General features: G+C 44.8%; 18 protein-coding genes and 1 riboswitch. Of the genes, 14 read left to right on the top strand and 4 right to left on the bottom strand.

Annotated elements, in window-relative coordinates:
• The first annotated feature begins 140 nt into the window (after nucleotides 1–140).
• The 9 genes from V6984_RS01345 to V6984_RS01305 all read left to right on the top strand — a co-directional run bounded on the left by V6984_RS01345 (nucleotide 141) and on the right by V6984_RS01305 (nucleotide 7,902).
• Entirely contained in the window at nucleotides 141–1,181 is a 1,041-nt protein-coding gene (locus tag V6984_RS01345; RefSeq protein WP_342758034.1) for an ABC transporter substrate-binding protein, read from the top strand.
• Nucleotides 1,182–1,187: 6 nt separating this feature from the next.
• Nucleotides 1,188–2,171: an iron ABC transporter permease gene (locus V6984_RS01340; protein ID WP_342758033.1), complete on the top strand. Its 984-nt coding sequence runs from the start codon at nucleotides 1,188–1,190 to the stop codon at nucleotides 2,169–2,171.
• Nucleotides 2,172–3,179 (top strand): iron ABC transporter permease, encoded by a 1,008-nt coding sequence (locus V6984_RS01335; RefSeq protein WP_342758032.1) that lies wholly within the window; start codon nucleotides 2,172–2,174, stop codon nucleotides 3,177–3,179.
• Between the two features lie 11 nt (nucleotides 3,180–3,190).
• Nucleotides 3,191–3,976, top strand: coding sequence for an ABC transporter ATP-binding protein (locus tag V6984_RS01330; RefSeq protein ID WP_342758031.1), 786 nt, complete (start codon nucleotides 3,191–3,193; stop codon nucleotides 3,974–3,976).
• A gap of 57 nt (nucleotides 3,977–4,033) precedes the next feature.
• Nucleotides 4,034–4,135: riboswitch (guanidine-I (ykkC/yxkD leader) on the top strand.
• A 64-nt stretch (nucleotides 4,136–4,199) separates the two neighbouring features.
• Nucleotides 4,200–4,922 (top strand): GAP family protein, encoded by a 723-nt coding sequence (locus tag V6984_RS01325; RefSeq protein ID WP_342758030.1) that lies wholly within the window; start codon nucleotides 4,200–4,202, stop codon nucleotides 4,920–4,922.
• Between the two features lie 187 nt (nucleotides 4,923–5,109).
• Nucleotides 5,110–5,496, top strand: coding sequence for a 4Fe-4S dicluster domain-containing protein (locus V6984_RS22280; RefSeq protein WP_425324243.1), 387 nt, complete (start codon nucleotides 5,110–5,112; stop codon nucleotides 5,494–5,496).
• Nucleotides 5,497–5,574: 78 nt separating this feature from the next.
• Nucleotides 5,575–7,239: a DUF1538 domain-containing protein gene (locus tag V6984_RS01315; RefSeq protein WP_342758028.1), complete on the top strand. Its 1,665-nt coding sequence runs from the start codon at nucleotides 5,575–5,577 to the stop codon at nucleotides 7,237–7,239.
• Nucleotides 7,226–7,543 (top strand): hypothetical protein, encoded by a 318-nt coding sequence (locus V6984_RS01310; RefSeq protein WP_342758027.1) that lies wholly within the window; start codon nucleotides 7,226–7,228, stop codon nucleotides 7,541–7,543. Before V6984_RS01315 ends, V6984_RS01310 begins: the two co-directional genes overlap by 14 nt.
• A gap of 17 nt (nucleotides 7,544–7,560) precedes the next feature.
• A complete protein-coding gene (locus V6984_RS01305; protein ID WP_342758026.1) occupies nucleotides 7,561–7,902 on the top strand; it encodes a P-II family nitrogen regulator in 342 nt (113 codons plus the stop codon).
• 25 nt (nucleotides 7,903–7,927) lie between these two features.
• Here V6984_RS01305 and V6984_RS01300 read toward each other — a convergent pair whose 3' ends face one another.
• The 3 genes from V6984_RS01300 to V6984_RS01290 are packed head-to-tail and all read right to left on the bottom strand — an operon-like array spanning nucleotide 7,928 to nucleotide 9,723.
• The gene (locus tag V6984_RS01300) at nucleotides 7,928–8,410 is read right to left on the bottom strand and encodes a flavodoxin family protein (protein WP_342758025.1); all 483 of its coding nucleotides are present in this window, start codon (nucleotides 8,408–8,410) and stop codon (nucleotides 7,928–7,930) included.
• 4 nt (nucleotides 8,411–8,414) lie between these two features.
• Nucleotides 8,415–8,966, bottom strand: coding sequence for a PadR family transcriptional regulator (locus tag V6984_RS01295; RefSeq protein ID WP_342758024.1), 552 nt, complete (start codon nucleotides 8,964–8,966; stop codon nucleotides 8,415–8,417).
• Between the two features lie 7 nt (nucleotides 8,967–8,973).
• Complete coding sequence (locus V6984_RS01290) at nucleotides 8,974–9,723, bottom strand: 4Fe-4S binding protein (RefSeq protein ID WP_342758023.1); 750 nt, start codon at nucleotides 9,721–9,723, stop codon at nucleotides 8,974–8,976.
• Between the two features lie 194 nt (nucleotides 9,724–9,917).
• On the opposite strand from V6984_RS01290, the gene V6984_RS01285 reads away from it, so the two are divergent.
• The 5 genes from V6984_RS01285 (at nucleotide 9,918) to V6984_RS01265 (ending at nucleotide 12,785) form a co-directional block, all read left to right on the top strand.
• Nucleotides 9,918–10,637 (top strand): Crp/Fnr family transcriptional regulator, encoded by a 720-nt coding sequence (locus V6984_RS01285; protein ID WP_342758022.1) that lies wholly within the window; start codon nucleotides 9,918–9,920, stop codon nucleotides 10,635–10,637.
• A gap of 123 nt (nucleotides 10,638–10,760) precedes the next feature.
• Entirely contained in the window at nucleotides 10,761–11,000 is a 240-nt protein-coding gene (locus V6984_RS01280) for a DUF1858 domain-containing protein (RefSeq protein WP_342758021.1), read from the top strand.
• Nucleotides 10,997–12,214, top strand: a complete 1,218-nt coding sequence (locus V6984_RS01275; RefSeq protein WP_342758020.1) for a DUF438 domain-containing protein — start codon at nucleotides 10,997–10,999, stop codon at nucleotides 12,212–12,214. Before V6984_RS01280 ends, V6984_RS01275 begins: the two co-directional genes overlap by 4 nt.
• Nucleotides 12,215–12,228: 14 nt before the next feature.
• Nucleotides 12,229–12,573, top strand: coding sequence for a cupin domain-containing protein (locus V6984_RS01270; RefSeq protein ID WP_342758019.1), 345 nt, complete (start codon nucleotides 12,229–12,231; stop codon nucleotides 12,571–12,573).
• Between the two features lie 23 nt (nucleotides 12,574–12,596).
• Nucleotides 12,597–12,785, top strand: a complete 189-nt coding sequence (locus V6984_RS01265; protein WP_342758018.1) for a ferredoxin — start codon at nucleotides 12,597–12,599, stop codon at nucleotides 12,783–12,785.
• A 102-nt stretch (nucleotides 12,786–12,887) separates the two neighbouring features.
• Here the strand turns inward: V6984_RS01265 and V6984_RS01260 are convergent, their stop codons facing one another.
• A complete protein-coding gene (locus tag V6984_RS01260; RefSeq protein ID WP_342758017.1) occupies nucleotides 12,888–13,790 on the bottom strand; it encodes a formate/nitrite transporter family protein in 903 nt (300 codons plus the stop codon).
• Between the last annotated feature and the right edge of the window lie 127 nt (nucleotides 13,791–13,917).

Below are 13,917 nucleotides of genomic sequence, written 5' to 3'. Positions count from 1 at the left end.
ACCTCTTTGCTATAATGCAAAAGTCGTTAGTTGAAACTAACTTTTTCGAAAAAGATGTTCTTCTACTTACGCGAGCTTGTGTCTGCGCCGTAAGCTCGCCATATAAGATAAATTGGCGCGGAATACGAGGAGAAATAAAAATGAAGAAAAAATTTATGATATTATTGACAGCCGCTGTAATGAGCTTAGGCGTCTTAGCGGGCTGCAGCAATTCGGCAACACAAACACAAGCTGATGGAAATGCTGCAGAAAGTACGAATCCAAGTGATAGCCAAGACGACAGTCAAAACGAAAATCCAGACACTAACACCGCCGAAGCAGATGCTTCTTCCGCCGGATCAGGTACGATTACCGTTACAGACGCCAGAGGAGAGGTTGAGATTCCCGCTGACCCTCAGCGTATCGTTGATTTAAGCGGAAACAGCGACATTTTAAGTGTATACGGATATTCCGTCATAGGAACTGCGAATTCCGACGCTTATGATTATACAGTATTTCCCTCCTATCTTGAGGACATCTTAAAGGGTGCTAAGATCCTTGGCTTCAGTATGCAGGACACCATGGATATCGAGGGCATTCTGGAATTAGAGCCGGATTTGATCATCATCTCCAGCGTCCAGGAAAAAATGTATGAGCAGCTTAAAGAAATTGCCCCTACCGTTATGATCGAGCTGGCACAGATCAACTGGCGGGATGACATCAATGCCTTTGCTGAAATTATGGGAAAAGAAGACATAGCCGCACAGTGGCTGTCAGATTATGATAAGAAGGCAAGCGATAAAGGCACGGAAATCAAAGCGGCTTATGGTGAAGAAACAACCTATCTGGCATTTCTTGCCAGCGGTGGTCAGCTCTATGTCTTCGACGCCGCAGGAATCGGAAGTGTAATGTATGAGGATATGGGACTTGCCAAGCCTGCCAATATGCCTGCTCAGGATAACATCAGTCTGCCCGTAATAAGCTATGAGGGACTTGCCGAACTGGATCCCGATTACATATTTGTAGTGGCTACCGAGGCGGATATGGAGAGCTTGAGACAAAGCAGCATTTATAACAGTATGCGCGCGGTAGAAGACGGGAATGTGGTGGAGCTTCCTTCCAGCCCGTACTTTAACATGGGTTACAGCTGTATAGGAAGGGAAGTCTTCTTAGAGGAATTCACCGATTTAATGGAGCAATAAACAATTATGAAAAGAAACACCATCATTTTAACAGCAGCCGGTGTGCTGCTGTTATTTGCGGGCATGATTTTGTCCGTTCATATCGGCGCGAAAAATATCCCCGTTTCAGAAATTTACCGGGCTTTTTTTCATTATGACGATTCTTTAAATGCTAAGCTTATACGCGAGGTGCGCCTGCCCCGAATGTTCCTGGCCATACTGGTAGGCGGGATGCTCTCTCTGGCCGGAACTATGATGCAGGGCATTATGCGCAATCCTATTGCAGAGCCCTCTGTCATGGGTGTAACTCAGGGGGCTACGCTGGCAGTATCTATTGCTGCGGTGTCCTCTTTTGTGAGCGGCGTATACGGTAATTTTTTTATGGCATTACTGGGCGCTGCGGGAAGCGGCATGCTGATACTCATATTTACCATGGGGAAAGCTTCTAATCAGAGTATTTCCAGAATTCTGCTGGCTGGGACTGCCTTAAGTACATTCTTTCTTTCCCTCGCTTCCGTAGTGGCCTTATTGGGAAATCGCTCACAGGAGCTTGCCTTCTGGGTGGCAGGCGGCTTGCGTCAGGCCGGCTGGGTTCAGGTGGGTATCGTCGCTTCTGCAGGCGGCTTTTTTTCCATACTTGCATTCGCCTCGGCCGCAAAAATCAACATTATCAGCCTTGGGGACGATGCGGCGGCAGGACTGGGGATTTCACCTGAGAGGGTAAAGCTTCGTATTATATTGTACCTCGTTCCGATTTGCGGTGTCTGTGTAGCAGCAGCGGGCAACATCGGATATTTGGGGCTATTCGTGCCTCACATTATTCGTAAACTCACAGGAAACGATTACCGCAGACTGATGCCCCTTTCCTTTTTATATGGAAGTACGATCCTTCTACTGGCAGATATTGCTGCCCGGACTATCTCGGCTCCTTATGAGCTTCCGGTGGGGCTTTTTACCGCCTGCATGGGTGTTCCCGTGTTTTTAATGCTGGTAAGAAAGGAGAAACGATAGATGAAAGAGAAAAAAAACAGTTCTAAAATGGCAGTCTGTCTGCTTCTCCTTTCAGCAGTTATCATCATAGCCCTTATGGTGGGAAGCTATCATATATCTCCGGTTCAGGTAATACAAACTCTATTGGGAAATGGGAATAAGCTGCAGAACTTTACCATTTTTCAGATACGCTTACCAAGAGTAGTTCTGGCTGTTATCGTTGCATCAGCGCTTGGCGTTTCAGGAGGAATTCTTCAGGGCATTACGAGGAATCCCCTGGCAGAGCCGGGAATGATCGGAATCAATGCGGGTGCCGCATTATTCGTGGTACTGTGGATTTGGGCAGGAACCACCGACTATTACTCCACCTTGCCACTTTTTACCGTGCTGGGGATGCCGCTGCTGGCGATAACAGGATCCTTGCTTTCCGTAGGGCTTATCTATCTGCTTTCTTCCAAGGGCGGAATTCGCCCTGTTCGCTTTATTCTTACGGGAATAGGCGTAAACGGCGGTATATTGGCAGTGATAACCTTTTATCAGCTAAGCATGTCCAAGGGAGATTACAATCAAGTGCTGACCTGGACTAACGGAAGCCTCTGGGGCAGCAGTTGGAACTATATCCTCCTTACAGCGCCGTTAGTTATTCTCCTGATCGGAGCGGTATTGTTTCGCAGCAAGAATCTGGATGTGCTGGCTCTGGGTGATGAACTGGCTGCAGGAGTAGGGTTGTCCGTGGCAAAAGAACGTTTGCTCTTTCTTCTTTTTGCCACTTTTTTGGCAGCGCTCGCCACTTCCGTTGCAGGAAGCATAGCATTTTTGGGGCTTTTAGGGCCTCAAATCGCCAAAAAGCTCACAGGGCCGGCACATGGCAAAATGCTTCCTATGGCAGCCTTAATCAGCAGCATCCTTTTGGTAGGAGCCGATGTTATAGCAAAGAACCTGTTTTCTCCCATTGAGATTCCGGTAGGGATCGTTGTATCCATAGTGGGAGTTCCATATTTTATTTATTTGATGATAAAGGAAAGATAGGAGGTACGGAAATGGGAATTGAAATTAAGAATCTGCAAGCGGCATATGAGGACAGAATTATCATTCCGGATGCCAGCCTCATCATACCGAAAGGAAAAGTAACAATGCTGATTGGCCCTAACGGCTGCGGCAAGTCCACGCTGCTAAAGGCAATCGCAAAAACAATTCCGGCAAAAAGGGGCAGTATCTGTCTCCACGGAGATGACATCCGGCGGATGCCTCCTAAAAGTCTCGCAAAAAAAATGGCTGTACTGCCCCAAAGTCCTCTGGTCCCGGAAGGAATACAAGTAAAGGAACTGGTGGCTTACGGGCGCTTTCCCTATCAAAAGCCATTATCCGGCCTGAAAAAGGAAGATCACGAAATCATCCGCTGGGCTATGGAAAAAACGGGGGTTCTGGATCTTAAGGAACGAAAGGTAGAGGAATTGTCAGGCGGCCAAAGGCAGCGCGTCTGGATTTCTCTGGCGCTTGCTCAGAAAACCGGGGTTCTGCTTCTGGATGAGCCTACCACTTATCTGGATATGGCTCACCAATTAGAGATTTTGGAATTGCTGCGCAAACTGAACCGCGAAGAAAAGACCACCATCGTCATGGTCATTCACGAGTTAAATCATGCCTCCAAGTTCGCCGATCATATCATAGGCATGAAGCAAGGACAGATTCTGTTCGAAGGTACGCCTAAAGATGTGATTCTCGTAGAAAATCTGAGAAAACTCTATGAAATTGAGGCAGTGCTTATGGAAAATAAGGATAAGGGATATCCGATTTGTACGGATTACTCCTTGATACACGATTAAAAATACCTATTGACACCCTCGCTTCTTTTTGTTATCTTATAGCCATAAAAATAAATAAATTAAGTTTTTTAGGGTTCCGCAATAGAGATATTGGTCTGGTCCGAGAGAAAACGCACAGTTTACGGACTGTGTACACGGTGGGATAAAAGCCTAGGAGATATTATTAATACTCCTGGGCTTATTTTATTGCCCAGCCTTTCCCATAGAAAAGGAGGACATAAATATGTGGGGATTATTACTTTCTACTATTGTTACAAGTGCGGCGGACAGCGTCAATCCGATCGCTATCACACAGCAATTCGTTTTGCAGGGAATGGTTAAAAAGCCGAAACATATCTGGTATTTCATCATTCCTACCGGGCTCACAAATTTCATAGGGGGATTCCTTGCCTACTTTGGGCTGGTTGCATTTATCGGCGATTTATTAGGGACTCTCATTCAAAAGTATGGACGAGTCATATTCACCGTAGAACTGATTCTTGGCATCGCGTTCTTGATTGCTGTATGCTATTTGATTTTAGGTTCACAATTAAAGGCCATGAAGGAAGAATTCTTTTGCACCGCAAAAAGCGAAGCTAACGCCGAAGAGCAGGCGGCTAAAAAAATAAAATCAGTATCTCCGGCGGCTCTAATCGCCCTGGGCACGGGGGCAACGATATCGGAGCTTTCCACCGCATTGCCTTACTTCGCGTTCCTGGCGATCCTTCTCAATTATCAGCTGACGTTTCTTCAAGTGACGTTCATACTTGCGGTATATAATATGATTTACACAGCGCCCTTAATGATTTTATACTTTATATACAAGAAATCGAGAAGTAAATTTGACCGCTTCTATGAGATCATCAAGACACAGATGACAAAGTGGGCGGATATTCTCGCTCCTGCTATTGCCGGGCTTATCGGTGTATTCCTTGTATTTCACTCCCTTTCTCTATTGCTGAAATAGAAAAAAGAAGATATTCGCAATAAGTCAAAAGTGTTGTACAATTATATTAATTCTTACGCCGCCATTATATCTGTTTCCGGAGGCGGAGAGATTTCACCCAATACTGCCTGCCGGACCTTTTGCAAACGCATATTAATAAGAAAGGGCTATCGATTCATATATGAAAATATGCTGGTGATGCCCTCCAATTTCGCATCCCAAGCTTCAGGATAGGTTCTTTGCCTCCATCGGTAAAGGGGAGCATCTGGGCGCGAAATTTTTCGGAGCATCCATCCGCACATCGAAACAATGTAATCAGTGCGGGCTATGTATCCGAAACTGTCCGAAGAAGAACATCCAAATGAAGAATGGAAAGCCCGCCTTCGGTTTTCATTGTGTGTTATGTTTGAGGTGCATTTATGCCTGCCCCCGGAAGGCTCTTTCTCCGGGAATCCTCAAGTTTTTCGTGTTGGAGGAGGGATTCGACTTAGAGGTCATGAATAAAAATCCTGACTTTTTTCAAGATCAGACCGTGCAGGATTTTTCTACCGCCGAAAAGCTCCTCTGGAAAGTCGTTTTGGACTACCTGAAATAATTGGGATTACCGTTTTCCGGCATAAAAGGGCCCAAAACGGTTGCATCTTCCAAAATTAACTGTTATAGTAATATTACTATGAGATTTTTTAATACACTAAAAGAGGTTTTTATATCATCGCTGCCCCTCGCGGCAGTAATCATTGTCGTTTGTGTTTTTGTGGCTCCCATGGAGAACGCATTCGATTATGTCAAGTTAATAGTTGGTTATACGAGTGTTGTTCTGGGACAGTCGCTGTTTTTGGATGGTTTGAGCATCAGTATTCTGCCTATCGGCAAACTGGTGGGAAGCTCCCTTGTGAAGCTGAAAAAAGCCATTTTCATCATTTTCTTCGGATTCCTGTTCGGTCTGCTCGCTACGGTTGCAGAACCTGCCTTGGCAGTGCTCGCCCGTCAGACGCATATGATTATGAACATTATCGATGAGACGCTGTTCATATGGATTATGGGTTCGGGCATCGGTGTGCTGGTCGGATTTTCCTTGTATCGAATCATGAAGGACCTGAATATCAAGATTGTATTTGCTATACTCTATATTGCAATTTTTGTTATCGTCTTTTTTGTACCCGAAGAATTTGTTGCATTGGCTTTCGACGGAAGCGGTGCAACCACCGGCGATATTTCCGTTCCTTTCATACTGGCACTGGGCCTGGGTGTTTCCGGCACCATGTCAAAGCATAAGGCTAACGAGGACACATTCGGAATCATTGGGCTTGCATCGGTAGGTCCTATTTTAGCGCTGTTTTTCTATGGCATCATTTTAAATGCAGTAAACGGAGGAGTCCTTCCGGCTGCCGGAGTATACGATCCGGGTGCAGCGGAAAGCTTAGGAGCGATTATCCAGTCAAATGTGTCCGGCGTCGCCTTAGCCCTCTTTCCAATCGTGATCGTATACTTACCGTTCCAGTTTTTCTTGATAAAGCTTCCGAAAAAGGAACTGATTCAAATATTGCTCGGCTCCGTTTCCACTTATGTGGGCCTTCTCATTTTCTTATCGGGAATTGATTTCGGCTTTGCGTTTGCTGGCAAATATATCGGTGAAGTATTCTTGGATGCTTCGCGTCCGGGATGGTTCAAATGGCTGCTGCTTTTAGTGGGCTTTGTACTCGGAGTCGCTATTACACTTTCCGAGCCTGCCGTTACGGTACTGGGCGAACAGCTCGAAGAGATTACCAACGGTCATATTAAGAAAATAGCGATTCGTTCTACGCTCGCTATCGGTATCGGTTTTGCCGCACTATTTTCCATGGTAAAAATATTAACACAAATAAATATACTCTGGTTTTTGATTCCGCTTTATGCCATAGCCCTCATTATGATGAAATTCACTTCGAATCTCTTCGTGGGATTGGCCTTTGATTCCGGCGGTGTTACCGGCGGTGCCTTAACATCGGCATTTCTAACGCCTCTTACCCTCGGAGCCGCCCAGGCCGTTGCAGATTTGGAAGGTGCGGGTGCGCAGTCGATTTTGACAAACGGATTCGGAATTATTGCATTTATTTCCGTAACGCCTTTAATCGCTGTTCAGGCTTTGGGTATTATTTATGACATAAGACTTAGAAAAACACAGAAATTCATGGAAGAAAACGAGCTTGCAGAAATTCAGGAATTGGAATCGCTCGTCTTACAAGCTACGTCTACCGATGCCGTTGTTTCAGCTGAAAGAACCGGCAGACGCCGTAAGAAAAGAAAATTTAAGCATGGGGATTCCCCCACGGAGGATAGAAGAAGTGATGCACGATGATGTTTCATCTTGTTTGGAATTTTTAACTATAATAGCCGGAAGAAAGCTGAAGGATTCCCTTGTTGAATCGCTGTCATCAGAGGGCGGACGGCTGATAACCGTCATGTATGGAAAGGGCTCGGTCAGATCAGATTATCTGCGGGATATGTTCGGGCTGGTACCGGAGGAGAACAAGGTCATGATAACCTGCCTTCTCCCATGCAAAAAGGCTGACGCAGTAATGGGTATGCTGGTCAGCAAGTTTCATTTTGACAAACCGAACACGGGTATCGCATTTACCGTACCCATTAACATTACTTTTTAATTTTGGAGGAATTAACGGTGACAGAATCTAGTCCTAAAAAAGCGTTATATATTATAGTAAACGTTGGCTTCGCCGACGAAGTTGCGGAAATCATGCGTAAGGAAGGGTCAGGCGGAGCAACTATCCTGAATGCCCGCGGTTCAGGCCCTATGCCGAAGTCGATCTTAGGCATCACCATCGATACGGAGAAGGAAATTATTCTCAGCGTGGTGGATGAGGAAATGAGCGAAAAAATTATCCATGCCGTAAGGCAAAAAGCGGGGCTCGGCACTCCGTGCAACAGCATCTGCTTTACTATGCCGGTGGATAAATTTGTTATGACCCATGTATCAGCACCACCGGACGGACCAACAAAATAATGATGAAAAACATAAATGCTTGCCGTTACTTGAGGCAAGCATTTATTTGATCTACAAACTCACCGACTCTCTTCTGTGTAAGCTCTTCGTTCTTCTTCGCATTGATTAAGCTCAAAGTCCCTTCCATATGCCCTAACTTCTCATTCAGCTTAGCAATGCATTTCCCCGCATCACCGCCCGCACTGCTGAAAAAAGCAGACGTCGTTTTGTTTTTCATATCACTATTTTTTAAGAAGGTATTGATAGGCGCCGCCAGTCTGCTGTTCCAGACAGGAGTTCCAATGATGATTCTTTCATAATCTGCCGGATCATACAAGTATGGCTTTAATTTGGGTTTTTCTCCGAAGGTAGCGGCTTTGCCGCAAAGGATGTATTTGCCTATGGTACTGCGGGGATAGTTTTTTATTGGCTCAAGGGGCATAATATCAGCGCTAAGATCCCTGGCGATCAGTTCAGCAGCAAATTTTGTATTCCCATCCATTGAATAATATACTACTAATGTCTTCATTTTTTTATTTCTCCTCCATAGTTTTTAATATTTCTTCAGCTTCCTCACACCATTCCAGATATGCGCGATATGTCCGGATTCCGAATCTGACGGTAAGAAGATAATATTCGTGGGCCGCCTCCATGTCCTTCACCTTTTCCAGTATTTCCTCCGAGGCTATAAGATACGGAAGTTCCTGCTCGATTTTTTTTCTGAACGCTTCGATATGACTCAGCGTCTGCCCCGCCCCTGCTTCGCTTCCGAAAAACAGCTTAAGCAGCGTCTCATAACGAAGCTCGTCCTTTTCAACTGGAAGGGTTAGCCATTCCCCCAGGTAAGCGCGTCCTGCGTCCGTAATAGTATAAATCAGCTTCCCCCGGCTGCTTTCTCCATCCTCTCGCTTCGTGGCGAGTCCGCGCTCTACCAGACCGCTCAAGGTCGGGTATATGCTTCCATAGCTTGCACCCCAGAAATATTTAAGCGAAGTATCCATTCTCTTTTTTATTTCGTAGCCGGTTAACTCTTCGTGGCTAAGCAGTCCTAAAATTACGCAATCTAATTTTTTCTCCGATGCCATTTTTTTCTCACTTTTGCTTTCTACTTTTATTCGAAGGATTCATTTTATAGTATAATACATTTTGCGGACATACATCAATGCATGCTCCGCACTGGATACATTCCATGCTCGTTATTTCTCCCGCTTTTGCCATCTCTTTTACCTCTAATCCCATGGGACAGTTCCGATCACACTTTCCGCAGGAAATACATTCTTCTTTATGAGCCGACACATGAAGGCCCGGTAAACGCAGCAAGCGGCGCAGTTTCGTTCCAAGCACCATAAACGGAGCCATCCAGCAGAAATAATGGCAGAATACTCTTTTTCCTCCCAGAATAGATGGGATGAAAATTAACAATATAATCCCGTAATAAATGATGTATGTATAAATGTTCGCTACGGAAATTCCATGATCCGTCAGGAAGAAAAAATCTACTCCGGCAATTTCCCCTTTATAAAAATAGCAGAAAACAACTGCTCCGATCCATAGAAACCAGATGATATATTTAATATAATTCCTAATGCCTTGTTTCGGAATTCTGTCATTGATCATAAAGGCACATTCCTGAAGCCCGCCTGCGGGACAGGCATAGGCACAGAAAATTCTTCCGAAAGGAACAGAAAGTAAAAACATCAGCAGGAACACAATAAAGCTTCCGTTAATGATTCCATTCAGTCCGGCATTGATAATAATCGCCGGAGAAAAATAATACAAGGTCACAGGGAACAAAAGCAAGGATATTATAATACATAGTTTTCTAATATTCTGCCGCTTCATAAAAGCCCTCCATATATCAATATGATATATATACTATATATCATATTGATATATAGTGCAACTACTTTTTAATAAATCTTTGCCTTTCGTATCTTTAAAAAAATGGAATACTCCTGTTATTTCAAATGGAAGGTTGTTTATCGGGAAGCCAGACTATATAATAAACTCAATAACAGTTACAAGGAGGTTCTACGATGAAATGTAATTATTGCACGGGAGAATGTTCCCATAATCTTTGCATGCACAAAGTTCCTATATTTTCTTCCTTGAGCCAAGAGGAAATGAGCCATATCTCCTCCATAATAAAGCATAATAATTATCAGAAGGGTGAAATTCTCTTTTCGGAAGGGGACAGCCTCCGTTCTCTCATAATCATAAATGAAGGTCGTGTTAAAGGATTTAAGATTACACCTGAAGGCAGGGAACAGATTCTTCATGTGTTTTCCGAAGGAGATTTTTTTGGTGAACGGAACTTATTCGGCGGTCAAAAATCCGCTTATACGGCAGAGGCGCTGGAAACTACTAAAACTTGCATTTTTACAAAAGAAGATTTTTATAAAATATTATTTGCCCATCCGGGTATTGCTGTAAAGATCATCGAAACACTGGAAGAGCGAATTGCGCGCATGGAAAGTACGATGCAAAGCATGGGAGTACGCAGTCTGGATGGACGTATTGGCGGACTTCTTCTGGACTTTGCCGATAAATACGGGGAACCCGCACCGGAAGGAATCCTCATTCGTCTGCCTCTAAGCCGCGAAGGCATTGCCAATTTCCTCGGGGTCGCCCGCGAAACCGTAAGCAGGAAGCTCGGGCAATTGGAAACTGAAGGCATCATCCGTCCCGTCGGCAACAAAAATATTCTCCTGCTGGATGGCGAAGCCTTAAAAGCTATGTCCGGAAAGGATACATAAAATACTAAAATCCCGAAATTTGATTATAATCACAGATATATTCTCTCCGATCTGCTACACTGATGTCATGGGTTACTGTAAACGGAGTGAGCAGTAACAGGTTCGCGCAGAAAGGAGCAGAAAATGTCAAATAAAATTATCGACTTCAATTTAACTGTTTATGAATTATGCACCGCAGATCCGGGAATAATCCCCATATTGGCAAAGGCGGGTTTTACGGATATTACAAAGCCCGGTATGCTGGCTACGGCGGGACGGTTCATGACGATCCCCAAGGGTGCGGCATTTAAAAAGCTGGATTTGGAAAACATAAAACTTATCTTTGAAAAACACGGATACACAGTAAAGGAGGAGAAGAAATGAGTGCAGAAATTAACAACAGAGAATTTCGCCAGCAGGTTTTGAAAGAATTGATTTCTGAGCTTCACGACGGTAAGAGCGTGGATGATGTAAAAGAGAAATTCGCCGAAGTATTCGGTAACGTGTCGGCGGAAGAAATAGCTCAGGCGGAACAGGCCTTGATTGCAAACGGTCTTCCCGTTACAGAAGTGCAGCGTCTTTGCGACGTTCACGCTTCAGTGTTCAAAGGCTCCATCGAAGATATCCATCGTGCTCCTGTTTCCTCAGAGCTTCCGGGGCATCCGGCAGACACACTCAAACGGGAAAATAGTGCTATCGAGAAAGAAATCGATGAGGTCCGTACACAGCTTGCTCTGCTTCCCGATTCGGATGCAAAAGACAAGGTAAGAGCGGGTTTAAAAAGACTTACTGAAATTGACCGGCATTATCTAAAAAAAGAAAATCTCTTCTTTCCTTATATGGAACAATATGGAATCACGGCTCCTCCTAAGGTTATGTGGGGTGTAGATGATGAAATCCGCGCTCAGCTGAAAGCAGTATTAGCGAAGCTTGCCAGCGAAGAGCTTTCTTCTCTGGCTGAGGAAATAGAAGCATTCCTGGATAAAGCCGGAGAGATGATTTTTAAAGAAGAAAATATCATGCTCCCCATGCTGTTGGAAAACCTGACGCAGGATGAATGGAAGACCATAGCGGATGAAAGTGAAGAGCTGGGCTATTGTCTCATCGATAGTGTTCCCGCATGGACCCCTTCTGCTGGCAAGGCTTCTGAGGCCGCAGCACAGGAGCAGCCTGGTATAGCCGGTGCGATCCATCTTCCCACCGGTGTGCTGAAGGTGGAAGAGCTGAGCCGAATGCTGGATACCCTGCCCATCGACATTACTTTTGTCGGCAAGGATGATACTGTCAGATACTTTTCCCAAGGCGCAGAAAGGGTATTCCCTCGTACAAAGGCCATTATCGGGCGGAAGGTATCCAACTGCCATCCTCCTGCAAGTGTCCACATCGTAGAGAAACTGGTTGAGGACTTCAAGGCTGGAAGGAAGGATCATGAAGATTTCTGGATCAACATGGGCGAAAAATTCATTCTGATACGCTATTTTGCCGTAAGGGATGAAGCCGGAGAATATCTTGGTGTCCTGGAGGTAACACAGAATATCCGTCCGCTTCAGGCAATCGAAGGAGAAAAGAGATTGGTCTCAGAGAACAATAATGAGTGAAGGGAGAATTAACTATGAGCATACCTTATTTGAAAAATATAGATCATGAAAAAGTACTGGATCTTTGCACCTTGGTGGAATACTCCGAAGGGCAGGTCGTAAGCCGCACTTTAGCACAAAATTCTGCAGTGAGCATTACCTTGTTCGCCTTCGACGAGGGGGAGGAAATCAGTTCCCACTCATCTACCGGAGATGCGATGCTGAGCGTATTGGACGGAACGGCAAAAATCACTATCGGAGGAGAAGTATATTCCTTGGATTCAGGAGAAACCATCGTGATGCCGGCAGGAATTCCTCATGCGGTGGCAGCGGATAAGAAATTTAAGATGCAGCTTACAGTAGTATTCCCGCAAGAATAATTTTGAAGGAAGGAGGAGTTGATATGATAGCTGAGTTAGATAGAAGCGGATGTATTTCCTGCGGATTATGCACCAGTATTTGCCCTGAAGTTTTTCGGATGGCTGACGATGGCATTGCAGAAGTATATGTAGAGGATGTACCGGCAGAATTAGAAGCAAACGCTATTGAGGCGCAGGATGGATGTCCGGTTTCAGTCATTAGAGTGGAATAATTAGTATGAAAAGGCATAACTGTTATAAAAGCAGCGCCGCGTATAACTGATTCGTTTACGCGGCGCCTTTATATGGAAGATGTCACTGCGTGACAGCATCCGTCAGCTTCGTATAATTTCTGCGTCTTTTAAAGGAATGCGGGCATTGTCGGAAACCTCCTGCTCGTTATGTGCCTTTTCCCTGTATGCCAGATATATCGGAACTGCGAAGAACAGCGAGCCGCCCAAGATATTACCGATCGTTACGGGAAGCAGATTAACTACAAACATATTGCCCCAGTTAAGCGCTGAAAGCTGTGTTTCGGTATAGCCGTACAGCTCCATAGCCTTTGCTGCATAATTTTTATTTGCCAGTGCGAGAATACCTGCGGAAATATAATACATATTGGCAACGCAATGCTCGAAGCCGCAAATGACGAATACGAAAATAGGGAAGAAAATTGCCCAAATCTTACCTGCTAAGTCTTTCGCTCCCGCCGCCATAAATACGGCAGCGCAGACGACGATGTTGCAAAGGATGCCGGAAATGAATGCCGTAATAGGGTTAATCGTCGCTTTGGCAAGAGCCACTTTTATCACATATGCGCCCAGCGCACCGTGCGAAAACTCGAACTGGCCGCTATATGTAACGAGAAACGCCATGAGAACAGCCCCCACTAAGTTACTGACAAACACAAGCGTAAGGTTTTTGGCCATCGTGGTCCACGGATATTTCTTATCTAATATTCCAAAAATGACGAGGCAGTTGCCGGTAAACAATTCTCCGCCGATTAAGACAATGAGCATGAGGCCGATGGGGAACACCGCTCCGCCTACTGTTCTGGCAACTCCTGTGCTCTCTATTCCATACATGGAAACGCTGCTGGCCGCCGCCCCGATACTGATGAACGCACCCGCTACCGCTCCCATAAGGAGTACCTTCCAAACCGGATAAGAAACCTTATTAATACATAGCTTTATATATTTTTGTAATATCTCCTTCGGAGTATATAAATTTTCCTGCATTTTGACTACCTTCCCACTTTTGAACCCATTTTCAGTAACATGAGAAGTTTATCAAATTTTTTGTCATTTGAATAATATAAAAAAGGCATGAGTATATATCATTTTAGACATATGGGTATGCAATATT

It is taken from the genome of Kineothrix sp. IPX-CK, assembly GCF_039134705.1.
Classification (GTDB): domain Bacteria; phylum Bacillota; class Clostridia; order Lachnospirales; family Lachnospiraceae; genus Kineothrix; species Kineothrix sedimenti.
This window is presented reverse-complemented; position numbering and strand designations above follow the sequence as displayed.